This window comes from Pseudomonas sp. JH-2 (genome assembly GCF_036231725.1).
GTDB classification, from domain to species: domain Bacteria; phylum Pseudomonadota; class Gammaproteobacteria; order Pseudomonadales; family Pseudomonadaceae; genus Pseudomonas; species Pseudomonas delhiensis.
On record NZ_JAZAQP010000085.1, the window covers coordinates 1 to 13925 of the forward strand.

General features: G+C 65.9%; 13 protein-coding genes. 4 read left to right on the forward strand and 9 right to left on the reverse strand.

The genetic code is table 11. From position 1 onward, the window contains the following. Window positions 1-95 precede the first annotated feature (95 nt). The 6 genes from msrQ to VV867_RS30230 form a co-directional block, all read right to left on the reverse strand. Entirely contained in the window at window positions 96-704 is a 609-nt protein-coding gene (gene msrQ, locus VV867_RS30205; RefSeq protein ID WP_109935841.1) for a protein-methionine-sulfoxide reductase heme-binding subunit MsrQ, read from the reverse strand. A gap of 5 nt (window positions 705-709) precedes the next feature. Continuing rightward, window positions 710-1723 carry a protein-methionine-sulfoxide reductase catalytic subunit MsrP gene (gene msrP, locus VV867_RS30210; RefSeq protein ID WP_328568377.1) on the reverse strand — a complete coding sequence of 338 codons (1014 nt, stop codon included), beginning with the start codon at window positions 1721-1723 and terminating at the stop codon, window positions 710-712. Window positions 1724-1785: 62 nt separating this feature from the next. Further along, the gene (gene pssA / locus VV867_RS30215) at window positions 1786-2604 is read right to left on the reverse strand and encodes a CDP-diacylglycerol--serine O-phosphatidyltransferase (RefSeq protein ID WP_089390277.1); all 819 of its coding nucleotides are present in this window, start codon (window positions 2602-2604) and stop codon (window positions 1786-1788) included. Window positions 2605-2744: 140 nt separating this feature from the next. Then, on the reverse strand, window positions 2745-3761 hold the full coding sequence (gene ilvC / locus VV867_RS30220; protein ID WP_328568378.1) for a ketol-acid reductoisomerase: 1017 nt from the start codon (window positions 3759-3761) through the stop codon (window positions 2745-2747). Between the two features lie 47 nt (window positions 3762-3808). Further along, the gene (gene ilvN / locus VV867_RS30225; protein WP_009612939.1) at window positions 3809-4300 is read right to left on the reverse strand and encodes an acetolactate synthase small subunit; all 492 of its coding nucleotides are present in this window, start codon (window positions 4298-4300) and stop codon (window positions 3809-3811) included. Window positions 4301-4302: 2 nt separating this feature from the next. Beyond that, on the reverse strand, window positions 4303-6033 hold the full coding sequence (locus tag VV867_RS30230) for an acetolactate synthase 3 large subunit (RefSeq protein WP_109935745.1): 1731 nt from the start codon (window positions 6031-6033) through the stop codon (window positions 4303-4305). Between the two features lie 402 nt (window positions 6034-6435). Between VV867_RS30230 and VV867_RS30235 the strand changes: the two genes are divergently transcribed. Beyond that, the gene (locus VV867_RS30235; RefSeq protein WP_328568379.1) at window positions 6436-6882 is read left to right on the forward strand and encodes a DUF4124 domain-containing protein; all 447 of its coding nucleotides are present in this window, start codon (window positions 6436-6438) and stop codon (window positions 6880-6882) included. 10 nt (window positions 6883-6892) lie between these two features. On the opposite strand, the gene VV867_RS30240 is transcribed toward VV867_RS30235, so the two are convergent. From VV867_RS30240 to mrcB, 3 genes are read right to left on the reverse strand one after another with little or no spacing between them, the layout of a single operon-like run. Continuing rightward, window positions 6893-7222, reverse strand: a complete 330-nt coding sequence (locus tag VV867_RS30240) for a YqcC family protein (RefSeq protein WP_109935746.1) — start codon at window positions 7220-7222, stop codon at window positions 6893-6895. Continuing rightward, on the reverse strand, window positions 7222-8052 hold the full coding sequence (locus VV867_RS30245) for a tetratricopeptide repeat protein (protein WP_328568380.1): 831 nt from the start codon (window positions 8050-8052) through the stop codon (window positions 7222-7224). The genes VV867_RS30240 and VV867_RS30245 overlap by 1 nt, the downstream gene beginning before the upstream one ends. Before the next feature lie 16 nt (window positions 8053-8068). After that, window positions 8069-10393, reverse strand: coding sequence for a penicillin-binding protein 1B (gene mrcB / locus VV867_RS30250; RefSeq protein WP_275628596.1), 2325 nt, complete (start codon window positions 10391-10393; stop codon window positions 8069-8071). A 219-nt stretch (window positions 10394-10612) separates the two neighbouring features. Between mrcB and VV867_RS30255 the strand changes: the two genes are divergently transcribed. The 3 genes from VV867_RS30255 (at window position 10613) to VV867_RS30265 (ending at window position 13564) form a co-directional block, all read left to right on the forward strand. Then, entirely contained in the window at window positions 10613-12175 is a 1563-nt protein-coding gene (locus tag VV867_RS30255) for a bifunctional aminoglycoside phosphotransferase/ATP-binding protein (RefSeq protein ID WP_328568381.1), read from the forward strand. Between the two features lie 208 nt (window positions 12176-12383). Then, window positions 12384-12656, forward strand: a complete 273-nt coding sequence (locus tag VV867_RS30260) for a TfoX/Sxy family protein (RefSeq protein ID WP_089390269.1) — start codon at window positions 12384-12386, stop codon at window positions 12654-12656. A 107-nt stretch (window positions 12657-12763) separates the two neighbouring features. After that, window positions 12764-13564, forward strand: a complete 801-nt coding sequence (locus VV867_RS30265) for a Crp/Fnr family transcriptional regulator (protein ID WP_089390268.1) — start codon at window positions 12764-12766, stop codon at window positions 13562-13564. Window positions 13565-13925 lie beyond the last annotated feature (361 nt).

Here is a 13925-nt window from a genome sequence, read left to right on the forward strand (position 1 = left end):
GCTTGATTTTCAAGCTCTTTCAGCGCTTCGTCGCTGGGAGTGGTGCGCATTATAGGGACTTCAGAATGCCCGTCAACACTTTTCTGAAAGAATCTTCAGCGCGATGCGAAACGGGCTCGCAGAGCCGGCAGTTGCCGCGCCACCGGCGGTAGGCGCAGCAACAGCAGGAATACGCCCACGGCGGCATACAACGACCAGCGTTCGAGGTCCGAACGCACGACCCACAACATATGCAGCAGGCCAAGGGCGAGGATGAGATAGACCAGCCGGTGCAGTTTCTTCCAGCCACTACCCAGCTTGCGCATGCTGTATTTGTTGGAAGTCAGCGCCAGGGGCAGCAGGCAGAGAAGGCCCAGGGCCCCGACGATGATGTAGGGCCGCTTGCGCAATTCGACACCCAGCTGCGCCCAGTCCAGGCCGAGGATGAACACGCAATAGGCGCACAGGTGCAGGCATATATAGGTGAAGCACCACAGGCCGAGCTGCCGGCGCACCAGGATCCAGCCGTTCCAGCGCGTCAGTTTCTGCAGCGGGGTCATGGCCAGGGTCAGCAGCAACAGGACCAGGCCGCCCTGCCCCAGGTTGTCGACCAGCACCTTGCCCGGGTCCGGCCCCAGGGCGAAGACCCAGGCCTGGTACAGCCAATAGAGCGGCGGCGACAGCGCCAGCAGGAATACGCTGGCGCGCCACACGGGATTTCGCATCTGCATCAGTAGTTCTTCCTCAGGTCCATCCCCGCGTACAGCGAGGCCACTTCGTCGGCGTAGCCGTTGAACATGAGGGTGGGACGAACATTGGGGCTGAATAGTCCACTGGGCAGGCGCCGCTCGCGGGCCTGGCTCCAGCGCGGGTGGTCCACCGTCGGGTTGACGTTGGCATAGAAGCCATACTCGTCGGGCGCCAGGCTTTCCCAGGTGGTCTTCGGCTGCTCGGCGACGAAGCTGATGCGGATGATCGACTTGGCGCCCTTGAAGCCGTACTTCCAGGGCACGATCAGGCGCAGCGGCGCGCCGTTCTGGTTGGCCAGGACGCGGCCATACATGCCCACGACCAGAATCGCCAGGGGGTGCATGGCCTCATCCATCCGCAGCCCTTCCACGTAGGGCCAGTCGATCAGGGCGAAGTTGGATTGCACGCCGGGCATACGCTCGCGGTCGACCAGGGTCTCGAAGCGCAGGTACCTGGCATTGCCCGTCGGCTCGACGCGCTTGATCAGCTCCGACAGCGGGAAGCCGATCCAGGGGATGACCATGGACCAGGCCTCCACGCAGCGCAGGCGATAGATGCGCTCTTCCAGGCGGTAGGGCTTGATGAAGTCCTCGAGGGCGTACTTGCCGGGCTTCGCCACCTCGCCATCGATCACCACCGACCAGGGTTCGGTCTTCAGCGCGCCGGCGTTGGCGGCCGGGTCGCCCTTGTCCGGGCCGAACTCGTAGAAGTTGTTGTAGGTGGTCGCATCCTTGAAGGGGGTGATGCTCTCCCCCTGCACGGTGACGGCATCCCATTTGGTCGAGGGGAGCTTTTCGCTGAACCAGCCCGGCGTGCTGGCCGCGGCCTCGACATCGGCATAGCGGGAAGGATCGGCCAACCCCATGGCCGGCAGGCCGGCAAGGGCGGCGCCTGCCGCGCTGGCGGCGAGGAAACGGCGGCGGGAAAGGTAGAGAGCTTCGGGGGTGACTTCCGATTCGTGGCAATCGGAGGGTCGGGCAATACGGATCAGCATGGCGGGCTCCGCAACGACTGGCTGTGTGCGCCAATAGACTGCGGAGCCCGGGGGAAATTACATCAGCTCGGGCGACGACGGCGGCGCAGTTGCAACAAGTATTGCACCGGACCGGACGCGGCATAAGCGAGGAACAGCAGCAGCAGGATGCGCGGCGGGTCGGTGAAGACCACGGCGAAGGCCAGCACCACCACCAGGATCGCCACGAAGGGCACGCGGCCACGCAGGTCGAGGTCCTTGAAGCTGTGGTACTTGATGTTGCTGACCATCAGCATGCCGGCGGCGGCGACCATCAGCGCGACCAGCAGGGAGACCTTGGCGCCCTGGATCTCGAAGTCGGCGAAGGCCCACACGGTGCCGGCCACCAGGGCCGCGGCGGCCGGGCTGGCCAGGCCGATGAAGTAGCGCTTGTCGGCCTTGCCCACCTGGGTGTTGAAGCGTGCCAGGCGCAGCGCGGCACCGGCCACGTAGATGAAGGCGACCATCCAGCCGACCTTGCCCAGGCTGCTCAGCGCCCATTCGAAGGCGACCAGCGCCGGGGCCACGCCGAAGGCGACCATGTCCGACAGCGAGTCGTACTCGGCGCCGAACGCGCTCTGGGTGTTGGTCAGGCGCGCGACGCGACCGTCCAGGCCATCCAGGACCATGGCGACGAAGATGGCGATGGCGGCATTGGAGAAGTCGCCGCTCATGGCGTTGATGATGGCGTACAGGCCGGTGAACAGCGCCGCGGTGGTGAACAGGTTGGGCAGCAGGTAGATGCCGCGGTGGCGGACCTTGCGGCCGTCGGCGTCGTGCCCTTCCTCGACGTGCTCGTCGATGGGCAGCAGGCTTTCGGTTTCTTCGGAGGCCTTGTTCGGCTCCTCGGGACCTTCACTCATGGAGACTTCCTTAGGGAACTCAGCGGAATACGATCGAGCGCGGGGCACGGACGCCCTGGCGCACAGGCTTTATACCAGAACCCTGCGCAAGAACGAAAAAACGCGGCCGGAGCCGCGTTTCTTCGAGTGTCGGAAAGCCCTTAGTTCTTGGACTTGTCGACGATCTTGTTGGCGGCGATCCAGGGCATCATGGCGCGCAGCTGCTCGCCGATGACTTCGATGCCATGGGCCGCGTTGTTGCGGCGGTAGGCGGTCATCGACGGGTAGTTGGTGGCGCCTTCGCTGATGAACATCTTGGCGTATTCGCCGTTCTGGATGCGCTTGAGGGCATTGCGCATGGCAGCACGGGATTCGGCGTTGATGACTTCCGGGCCGGTCACGTACTCGCCGTACTCGGCGTTGTTGGAGATCGAGTAGTTCATGTTGGCGATGCCGCCTTCGTACATGAGGTCGACGATCAGCTTCAGTTCGTGCAGGCACTCGAAGTAGGCCATTTCCGGCGCGTAACCGGCTTCGACCAGGGTTTCGAAACCGGCCTTGACCAGCTCGACGCAACCGCCGCACAGAACGGCCTGCTCGCCGAACAGGTCGGTTTCGGTCTCGTCCTTGAAGGTGGTTTCGATGATGCCGGTGCGGCCGCCGCCGACGCCGCAGGCGTAGGACAGGGCGACGTTCTTGGCGTTGCCGGAAGCGTCCTGGTAGATGGCGATCAGGTCAGGGATGCCGCCGCCCTTGACGAACTCGGAGCGCACGGTGTGGCCCGGGGCCTTCGGCGCGATCATGATCACGTCGAGGTCGGCACGCGGTACGACCTGGTTGTAGTGGATGGAGAAGCCGTGGGCGAAGGCCAGGGTAGCGCCCTTCTTCAGGTTCGGCTCGATCTCGTCCTTGTACAGGCGGCCCTGGAACTCGTCCGGGGTCAGGATCATCACCAGGTCGGCGGCGGCGACGGCGCTCGGCACGTCAGCCACTTTCAGGCCATGGTTCTGCGCCTTGACGGCGGACGGCGAGCCCGAACGCAGGCCGACGGTGACGTCGACGCCGGAGTCCTTCAGGTTGCAGGCATGGGCATGGCCCTGGGAACCGTAACCGATGATGGCAACTTTCTTGCCCTGGATGATGGAGAGGTCACAGTCTTTATCGTAGAAAACGCGCATTTGGGTAATTCCCCTGGTCTAGTGGCCTCGTGGGCCGTCTTTCAAATTCAGATGCTGAGAGTCTTGTCGCCACGGGCGATGCCGGTCACCCCGGTCCGCACCGTCTCGATGATCGCAGCAGTACCGATGGCCTGGATGAAGCTGTCGAGCTTGTCGCTGGTGCCGGCCAGCTGCACGGTGTAGACGCTGCTGGTGACGTCGACGATCTGCCCGCGGAAGATGTCGGTGGTGCGCTTGACCTCGGCGCGCTGGGCGCCGGTGGCCTTGATCTTCACCAGCATCAGCTCGCGCTCGATGTGGGCGCTTTCCGACAGGTTCACCAGCTTCACCACCTCGATCAGCTTGTTGAGGTTCTTGGTGATCTGCTCGATGACTTCGTCATGGCCGGCCGTGGTCAGGGTGAGGCGCGACAGGGTCGGGTCCTCGGTCGGCGCCACGGTCAGGGTCTCGATGTTGTAGTTGCGCTGGGAGAACAGGCCGACCACGCGGGACAGCGCGCCGGGTTCGTTTTCCAGCAGCAGGGAAATGATGTGTCGCATGATCAGGTACGCTCCGTCTTGCTCAGCCACATGTCGCGCATCGCACCGCCGCGGATCTGCATCGGGTAGACGTGCTCGCTGGTGTCGACCTGGATGTCGAGGAAGACCAGGCGGTTCTTCATGGCGAACGCCTCTTCCATCTTCGGCTTCAGGTCCTTGAGGTCGGTGATGCGCATACCGACGTGGCCATAGGCCTCGGCCAGCTTGACGAAGTCAGGCAGGGATTCCATGTAGGAGTGCGAGTAGCGGCTGTTGTACTGCATGTCCTGCCATTGGCGGACCATGCCCAGCGCACCGTTGTTCAGGTTGACGATCTTCACCGGCAGGTCGTACTGCAGGCAGGTCGACAGCTCCTGGATGTTCATCTGGATGCTGCCTTCGCCGGTCACGCAGGCCACGTCGGCCTCCGGGAAGTTCAGCTTCACGCCCATGGCCGCGGGGAAACCGAAGCCCATGGTGCCCAGGCCACCGGAGTTGATCCAGCGGTTGGGCTTGTTGAAGCGGTAGTACTGGGCGGCGAACATCTGGTGCTGGCCCACGTCGGAGGCCACGAAGGCGTCGCCGCCGGTGACTTCCCAGAGGGTCTCGATGACGCTCTGCGGCTTGATGATGCTGCCGTCGCCCTTGTCGTAGGGGAACAGGCCGCGGTTGCCGCGCCACTCGTCGATCTGCTTCCACCAGGCGGCCAGGGCTTCCTTGTTCGGGGTCTCGCCGATTTCCTTGAGGATGGTGGCCATCTCGGCCAGCACGCTGTCCACCGGACCGACGATCGGGATGTCGGCCTTGACGGTCTTGGAGATCGAGGCCGGGTCGATGTCGACGTGGATGATCTTGGCGTTCGGGCAGAACTTGGCGGCGGTCTCGCCGTTGATGACACGGTCATCGAAGCGCGCGCCGACGGCGAAGATCACGTCCGCGTGGTGCATCGCCAGGTTGGCGGTGTAGCTGCCGTGCATGCCGAGCATGCCGACGAACTGGCGATCGTTGCCGGGGAAACCGCCCAGGCCCATCAGGGTGTTGGTCACCGGGACGTTGAGCAGGCGCGCCACTTCGGTCAGCGGCTCGGCGGCATTGCCCATGATCACGCCGCCACCGGCGTAGATGATCGGGCGCTTGGCCGACAGCAGCAGCTCGGCGGCCTTGCGGATCTGGCCGGAGTGACCGCGAACCGCGGGGCTGTAGGAGCGCAGCTTGACCTTCTTCGGATACGAATACTCGAACTTCTGGGTCGGATCGCCCATGTCCTTCGGAATATCGATCACCACCGGGCCCGGACGGCCGGACTGGGCGATGTAGAAGGCCTTCTTGATCACCTCGGGGATTTCCGAGGGATGCTTGATGATGAAGCTGTGCTTCACGATCGGCCGGGAGATACCGACCATGTCGGTTTCCTGGAAGGCATCGGTGCCGACCATGTTGCTCGCGACCTGGCCGGAGATCACCACCATCGGGATGGAGTCCATGTAGGCGGTGGCGATGCCGGTGATGGCGTTGGTCGCACCCGGGCCGGAGGTCACCAGGACCACGCCGGGCTTGCCGGTGGCGCGCGCATAGCCATCGGCCATGTGGGTAGCGGCCTGCTCGTGACGCACCAGGATGTGGGTCACTTCGTTCTCTTTGAAGAGAGCGTCGTAGATGTGCAGGAGGGCACCGCCCGGGTACCCGTAGATGTACTTAACGCCTTCGTCACGCAACGAGCGGACGACCATTTCAGCGCCGGATAAAAGCTCCACGTTGTCACCTCTAGAACGCTAAACGATCTCCCAGGGGCGGGGGACCGAAACTTGGTTGGCTGCCCGGCAGACAATTGGGCGAATGTAATCGCCGGCTACGTCGACTGCCGAATGAGCAGAACTTGGAGGCGCACCTGGTGTGTTACGGAGGGCCTCCACCCAGCGCGAGGTAACGCGAAGCAGGGTGAAACTTAGCGGCGCGGGTAGCGCCTCTTGTCTGCCGAGTAAAACCAGCTTGCGGCCGGCCCACTGCAGCGAACCTTGGATTCTTCTGATTCGGCCGCGTCAAGTCAAGCCATATATGGATTTGTGTCTGACGCAGGTTGTGATCTTTCTCTGCGGACGCATCGACACTTTTGGTTATAGTTACCCGCAGTTTCCGCATCCAAGGACCGAAACCGCATGCGACGGACGATTGTGATGGGCGCCCTGATGTTCGCCCTGAGTGCTCCGCTGATGGCCGCCCAGGTATACAAGTGGGTCGATGCCCAGGGTGTCACGCATTTCGGCGCGCAGCCGCCGCAGGGCACCGAAGCCGCCACCGTGGACACCAAGGTCGCCCCGCCGCCCTCGGGCTTCCCGCTGCCACCCAAGCCGGCCCCGGCGGCCGCGCCCTCGGCCAGCGACAAGCAGAAGGCGGCCGACGAAAAGGTGCGCCAGGAAGTCGCCAAGCAGGAGGCCGAGCGTGCGCGCTACTGCGACACCCTGCGGACCAACCTGGCCCAGCTGAAGAACAACCCGCGGGTACGGGTGGCCGACGACGACGGCGAGATGCGGCGCATCCCGGAAGAAGAACGGCAGGCCCGCATCACCCAGACCGAGCAGGACCTGCAGAAGAACTGCAACTGACCGGCGTGGCTCAGGGCGCCTCGCCGATCAGCCGGTCGAACTCGCCCAGGGCCTCGAACAGGGTGAGCATGCGCTCGCCCTCGTTCGCGTAGACCACTTCGGCGATGGAGCGGATGCCCGAGGCATGCGGCAGGTCCGCGCCGCTCTCGATGATCAGCTTCATCCGCGGCAGGAAGATCCACTGCAGCCATTGCTCCAGTTCCAGCGTATCCACACAGAACGGCTCCTGGCTGGCCAGCGCCTCGTCCGAAGGCGACTGCTCTTCCCACATGGCCAGCGCACGCAGTTCCCGCTCGATCAGCAGGAGCTGGTCGGCGATGGCAGGCAGGCGGCCGTCCATTACAGCGTCGCCTTGGCGTTCTGCCGCGCGGTAGCTGCGCCAGTCGCGTCACCCTGAGCCTCGCGGGCCTTGGCGATCACGTCCCACAGGCTGGCCTGCAGCGTCGGCCGACCGTTGGCCAGCGACAGGCCGCGGCGGGCCACCTGCTCGGCCTGGGCGGCGTCGCCCTGGGCCAGGCGTACCTGGGCGAGCTTGTAGAGCACCTGCGGCTCGCGCGGAGCGATGCGCTGGGCGCGCTCCAGGCTGGCCGAGGCGCCGTTGAGGTCGCCGCTGCCCTGCTGTTGCTGGGCGGTGGTGAGCAGCGCCAGGACCGGGCCATCGAGCTGCTCGTCGGCGGCCAGCGGCGCGTTGCGCGAGGGAATGCCGGACGGCGCCTGCACCGGCGCGGCCGGGGCCTGCTGCTGGTAGCTGGGCTGTTGCTGCTGGTAGACCGGTTGCTGGTAGGTCTGCTGGCTGAAGCCGCCGGTGGCGCTGATGTTGCTCGGCGCACTGCCGGCGGGCGCCGCCGGGGCGCTGCCATATTGCGTGCCGGGGGTGGCCGGGCCGGTGGAGATAGGCGCCGTGCCGGTCTGCGCCGGGAAGGCCTGGATCGGCGCCATGCCGGCATCCTGGGGCACCATCACGGTCACCCCGGAATCACCGGCCGGCTGCGACGCCGCACTCGGCGCGGTGTTGGCATAGGCCGGGCGGTTGGCATTGGAATAGCCGACACGCTCCTGGTTGGACACCGAGGTGCCGGAATCCTGCACCGGGATAGCGCCCTGCTGCGGGGTGGCGCAGCCGGACAGCACGGCCGCGGCGGCAGCCACGGCAAACCATGCGTTTCTCACTTCGAATCCTCTCGCCTCAATTCAGCCAGCCACGGACCCAGTCCATGACCTCGCCGGCCGGCGTCTGCTGGTTGTTACCACAGCCGGCGCCCGGCGCCGGCTCGCTTCCGCGAATATAGGGCATCTGCACGGCGCCCGGACAATTGGCGTCGCTGCCCTGGCCGGTACGCGGATCGACCCAGGCCATGCCGACATTATCCGGCACCGGCATGTCCAGCGGCAGGGGGTCGGCCTTGCGCATGAAACTGGTCCAGATCTGCAGCGCGCCGGTGGCGCCGGTGAAGGGTGTCTTGCCGTTGTCGTCGCGACCCAGCCAGACCACCGCCAGCAGGTCCTGGCCGAAGCCGGAGAACCAGCTGTCGCGGGAATCGTTGGTGGTGCCGGTCTTGCCCGCCAGGGTCAGGTTCGACGGCAGCTGGTTGTAGGCCGAGCGCGCGGTGCCTTCGCGCATCACCCGCTGCATGGCGTTCTGCAGCAGGTAGATGGAGCCCGAGTCGAAGCGCTGCTGGACCTGGAATGGATAGCGCTTGAGCGGCTGGCCGTCGGCGGCGACCACGCTGCGGATGCTGCGCAGCGGGGTGTTGAAGCCGCCGCTGGCGATGGTCTGGTACATGGTCGCCACCTGCATCGGCGTCATGGCGCCGGCGCCCAGCAGCATGGACGGGTAGGCCGGCCAGTCCACCTGCACGCCCAGGCGCTCGAGGGTCTTGAGCACGTTGGGCACGCCCAGGTCCAGGCCCAGCTTGGCGGTGGACAGGTTCAGCGAACGCGCCAGCCCCTGGTAGAGGAAGATGGTGCCGTTGGAATCGCCTTCGTAGTTCTTCGGCGTCCACACCTGGCCGTCCTTGCCCTTGATGGAGAACGGCTGGTCCTGGATCCAGGTGGTCAGGGTGTACTGGCTGGGCCGTTCGAGGGCGGTCAGGTAGACCGCCGGCTTGACCAGCGAGCCGATCGGCCGCGTGGCGTCCACCGCGCGGTTGAAGCCGGCGAAGCGCGAGTCGCGACTGCCGATCAGCGCCTGCACCTCGCCGGTCTCCGGGTTGGTCACGACCATCGCGGTTTCCGTCTGGTCCAGGCCCTTGCGCCCGGCGAAACGCTTGAAGGTCTCGGTGACCGCGGTTTCCGCCTTGTACTGCAGGATGGGGTCGAAGCTGGTGAAGATGCGCAGGCCTTCCTCGGTCAGGTCTTCCTCGCGGTAGTCCTGGCGCAGCTGGCGCTTCACCAGGTCGAGGAACGCCGGGTAGGAACTGTTGGCCATGCTGCCCTGGCGGGTCACGCCCAGGGGCGCCTGCTTGGCCGCCGTGGCCTGCTCGGGGGTGATCACGCCCTGCTCGGCGAGCACGTCGAGCACCACGTTGCGCCGCTCCATGGCGCGCTCCGGGTTGCGCCGCGGGTTGTAGTAGGACGGTCCCTTGACCATGCCCACCAGCAGCGCGATCTGCGGCAGCTTGAGCTCGGACAGCGGCTGGCTGAAGAAGTACTGGCTGGCCAGGCCGAAGCCGTTCACCGAGCGCTGGCCGTCCTGGCCGAGGAACACCTCGTTGAGGTAGCCCTCGAGGATCTCGCGCTTGTCGTAGTGCAGCTCCAGCAGCACCGCCATCATGGCTTCGGTGAGCTTGCGGCTGAGGCTGCGCTCGTTGGTCAGGAAGAAGTTCTTCACCAGTTGCTGGGTCAGGGTGCTGCCGCCCTGGCGCAGTTGCCCGGCGCTGGCGTTGACCCAGACGGCGCGGGCGATGGACTTCAGCGAAACGCCATGGTGGGACCAGAAGTCGCGGTCTTCCACCGCCACCAGGGTGTCGACCAGGTACGGCGGCACCTCGTCCAGCTTGATGAGGATGCGGTCCTCGTTGTGCGAGGGGTACATGCCGCCGATCAGCAGCGGCTCCATGCGCGCCACGTCCAGCTTGGCACCGTCGGCGCGGGACAGGCCGGCCACGTAGTCGCCGGAGAAGCGCACGCGGATGCGCTGCGCGGGCTCGGCGCCCTCGTAGAACTGGAAGCCGCGGGTGTTGAGGTCGACGGTGCCGCCGGAGACGGCCACCATGCCCGGGCCGCTGACCGCGCCGTCGCGGCGGTAGCCCAGGGCGCCGAGTTCCTGGAGGAAGTCGTCCTTGTTCAGTTTCAGGCCGACGAACAGCTCCAGCGGCCGGGCATAGACCTTGGCCGGGATGGTCCAGCGCTTGCCGGAGAACTTCTCCTGGACGACCGCATCGAGGTACACGGCGAAACCGGCCAGCACGACCAGGCCTACCAGGCTGAGCTTGAGCAGCCAGCCCAGCCACTTGCGCGACGGAGCGGGCTTTTGATTCTTACGGGAACGGGGGGATCGGGGACGCGTCATGGCGGCGCATTATACGTACTTTATCCACAGGGGACAGACGCCGAGCGAGGCGGCGTCCGGGCTCTGTCGCGGGCACGCGGCGGAACCCCGGCCATGGCGACGCAGCTTCGACCAGCGCCCGGCCGATTGGTTGCCTGCGGCGCCGCGCAAGTTTGCAGCCACCGGCGATGCCGCCATAATGCCTGCCTCCCGAATCCGGACAGCCAAGGACAATATCCCGTGAGCCAGACTCTGATCGCTGCCCTGCAGAACCCTGCCCTGTACCCCCACCCGGTGGAGCAGGTGCGGGTCATCGAAACCCACATTTCCTGGGTCCTGCTCACCGGCCAGTACGCCTACAAGATCAAGAAGCCGGTGAACTTCGGCTTCCTCGACTTCACCGACCTCGCCGCGCGCAAGCACTTCTGCGAGGAAGAACTGCGCCTGAACCAGCGCCTCACCGAGGGCCTGTACCTGGACGTGCTGCCGATCACCGGCAGCGAGGCCGCGCCGCAGCTGGGCGGCGAAGGCCCGGCGATCGAATACGCGCTCAAGTGCCGCGAATTCCCGCAGAACGCGCTGCTCAGCGAAGTGCAGGCGCGCGGCGAGCTGACCTCCGCGCACATCGACGCCCTGGCGAAGCAGATCGCCGGCTTCCACCTGCGCACCCCGCAGGTCCCGCAGGACAACCCGCTGGGTTCGGCCGAGGCGGTGATGGCGCCGGTGCGGCAGAACTTCGAGCAGATCCGCCCGCTGCTCGGCGACAAGGCCGACCTGCTGCAGCTGGACGCCCTGGAAGCCTGGGCCGAAAGCTCCTACGCCCGCCTGGAGCCGCTGCTGCAGGCGCGCAAGGCGAACGGCCTCGTCCGCGAATGCCACGGCGACATCCACCTGGGCAACGCCGCGCTGATCGACGGCCAGGTGGTGCTGTTCGACTGCATCGAGTTCAACGAGCCGTTCCGCTTCACCGACGTCTGCGCCGACTACGCCTTCCTCGCCATGGACCTCGAGGACCGCGGCCTGAAATGCCACGCGCGGCGCTTCGTCAGCCAGTACCTGGAGCTGACCGGCGACTACCAGTCCCTGGAAATCCTCAACTTCTACAAGGCCTACCGCGCCCTGGTGCGGGCCAAGATCGCCCTGTTCAGCCTGGCCCACCAGCACGACGCCGTGCAGAAGGCCGCGACCCTGCGCCAGTACCGCAACTACGCCAACCTGGCGGAGAGCTACAGCGCCATCCCCTCGCGCTTCCTGGCCCTGACCATGGGCGTTTCCGCGGTGGGCAAGAGCTCGGTGGCGCTGCGCCTGGTCGAGGCCCTGGGCGCCATCCGCCTGCGCTCGGACGTGGAGCGCAAGCGCCTGTTCGGCGAACAGCAGGACGCCCAGCGTGGCGCCCTGGAAGGCGGCATCTACAACGCCGAATCCAGCGCGGCCACCTACGAGCGCCTCAACGCCCTGGCCGGCGACATCCTGCGCGCCGGCTACCCGGTGGTGCTCGACGCCACCTTCCTCAAGCACGCCCAGCGCCAGGCCGCACGCCACATCGCCGACGACACCGGGGTGCCCTACCTGATCCTCGACTGCCAGGCGCCGGAGAACGTGATCGCCAGCTGGCTGGCCCAGCGCCAGGCGCAGGGCGGCGACCCGTCCGACGCCACCCTCGAGGTGGTGCAGGCCCAGCAAGCCGGGCGCGAGGCCCTGGACGCCGACGAGCAGGCCCACAGCAAGCGCGTCGACACCCAGGACAGTGCCAGCCTGGACACCCTGGTAAGTAGCATCCGCCAGCGCCTGCCGGGCCTCTGAGAACCGGCTCCAGCCCGGGCGTCGAGTATGCCCGGGCTGCCGTTCGTCACGCCGAGGGCGCTTTGGCGCCTGCCGATGTCACAAAGCCACATTGTCCCGCCACTGGCCCGCTACACTTCATCGTCAAGTGAGCCGGCCGTCTCCAGCAGTTCACGGCCGTCGCCGCCATGCATGACCCACCCCGTGTGCCGCATCGCAAGGACCGACGATGAACGACGAACTGCTGCATCTGAAGAATCTTGGCAAGACCTCGGCCCAATGGCTGCACGCCGTGGGCATCCACAACGTTTCCGACCTGCGCCGCCTGGGGGCGGTCGGCGCCTACCGCGCCGTTCGGGCCCGCGGCTTCAGGGCCTCCAAGGTACTGCTCTATGCCATCGAAGGGGCCCTGCTGGATGTCCACTGGAACGACCTGCCACCGGCGCACAAGGCCGACCTGCTGGGCCAGTTGGAAACTTTCCCCCAAAGGAATCAGAGTTAGCTCACAAGCCTTCCAGGAAATGATTTACGGCAGCGGGCCAGAACCCTATCGTTTCAGGGCCCTTCGTGCGCCTCGACCGCCAACGTCCGTCCAAGGAATCACGGCCCATGTACCTACTCGGTGAACAACCGGCATACGCCGACCAGCTGATCAGCCGCCTGCAGGGGATTCCCGCCCAGCTGCTTTCCGGCCTCGCCCCCTGCGCGGAGCCCATCCGCCTGGAACGTACCGACGACCTGGCGGCCGAGCTGCCCAACCAGCAGCTGTTCCTGATCGAGAACGGCCTGCTCCACGCGCTGGTCGACGAACGCCCGCTGTTCTACCTGCAGGAGGGCGACCTGGTGGGCCTGCGCCAGGGCATCGACCTGCCGCCGTGCCGCTACACCAGCGACGAGCCGCTGTGCCTGATCCCCTACTCGCGCAGCGACGTGTTCCACCACATCCACGCCGACGAGCAGCGCCAGGAGCTGTTCCTGCACTACCTGATCGGCCACACCGCGCTGCTTTCCGATGCCCTGGCGCACCTCAAGCAGCCGGACATCCGCCCCTCCACCGGCTTCCGCCACTTCGCCGCCGGCGACCAGCTGATCCAGCAAGGCGACGACGCCGAGCACGTGTTCATCATCATCGAGGGCCACGCCGAGGCCTTCGTCGACGGGCAGAAGGTCGGCGACGTGCAGAAGGACGAGATCTTCGGCGCCATGGCCGTGTTCACCGGCGAGAAGCGCAGCGCCAGCGTGGTCGCCAGCGAGCCCTGCACCGTGATGGTGATCCCCAAGGACCAGTTCCTCAGCCTGATGCAGAGCAACCCGCGCATCGCCCACAGCCTGATCGAGGGCATGGCGCGGCGCATCGACCTGCTCAACCGCGAGGTCACCCAGCTGCGCCTGCAGCTCGGCGCCGGCTAGCGCCAGCCGAAGCCCCAGGACGAAGCCCGGCCATGCGCCGGGCTTCGTCGTTTCCGCATGGCGAAATTTTTTTGCGAAATGCTGTTGACTCACAAATGATAATAGTTATTATTACCACAGCTGGCCGCGAGGTCGGCGGGTAAGCTGAGAGCCCTACTCGCAGTCGGACGATCAGATTATCTCCTCATCAGGCTAATCACGGTTTCGACCCGGCTCATCGCCGGGTCTTTTTTTGCCTGAAGGAAAGTCATGGGCGGGGGATTTCTTTTCGTAGGAGCGAGCTTTGTGGTGGTCAAATAATTTCGGACACTTCGATAGGTTGTCTGGGTGGCCTGCGCTCGTAGCTGGTGGGTGGCAGATA

Bases quoted from the DNA above. Each gene is read 5' to 3' on its own strand.
- VV867_RS30265 (WP_089390268.1), top strand. From the start codon at position 12,764: ATGTACCTACTCGGTGAACAACCGGCATACGCCGACCAGCTGATCAGC.
- ilvC (WP_328568378.1), bottom strand. From the start codon at position 3,761: ATGCGCGTTTTCTACGATAAAGACTGTGACCTCTCCATCATCCAGGGC.
- mrcB (WP_275628596.1), bottom strand. From the start codon at position 10,393: ATGACGCGTCCCCGATCCCCCCGTTCCCGTAAGAATCAAAAGCCCGCT.
- VV867_RS30235 (WP_328568379.1), top strand. From the start codon at position 6,436: ATGCGACGGACGATTGTGATGGGCGCCCTGATGTTCGCCCTGAGTGCT.
- VV867_RS30260 (WP_089390269.1), top strand. From the start codon at position 12,384: ATGAACGACGAACTGCTGCATCTGAAGAATCTTGGCAAGACCTCGGCC.
- pssA (WP_089390277.1), bottom strand. From the start codon at position 2,604: ATGAGTGAAGGTCCCGAGGAGCCGAACAAGGCCTCCGAAGAAACCGAA.
- msrQ (WP_109935841.1), bottom strand. From the start codon at position 704: ATGCGAAATCCCGTGTGGCGCGCCAGCGTATTCCTGCTGGCGCTGTCG.
- msrP (WP_328568377.1), bottom strand. From the start codon at position 1,723: ATGCTGATCCGTATTGCCCGACCCTCCGATTGCCACGAATCGGAAGTC.
- ilvN (WP_009612939.1), bottom strand. From the start codon at position 4,300: ATGCGACACATCATTTCCCTGCTGCTGGAAAACGAACCCGGCGCGCTG.
- VV867_RS30240 (WP_109935746.1), bottom strand. From the start codon at position 7,222: ATGGACGGCCGCCTGCCTGCCATCGCCGACCAGCTCCTGCTGATCGAG.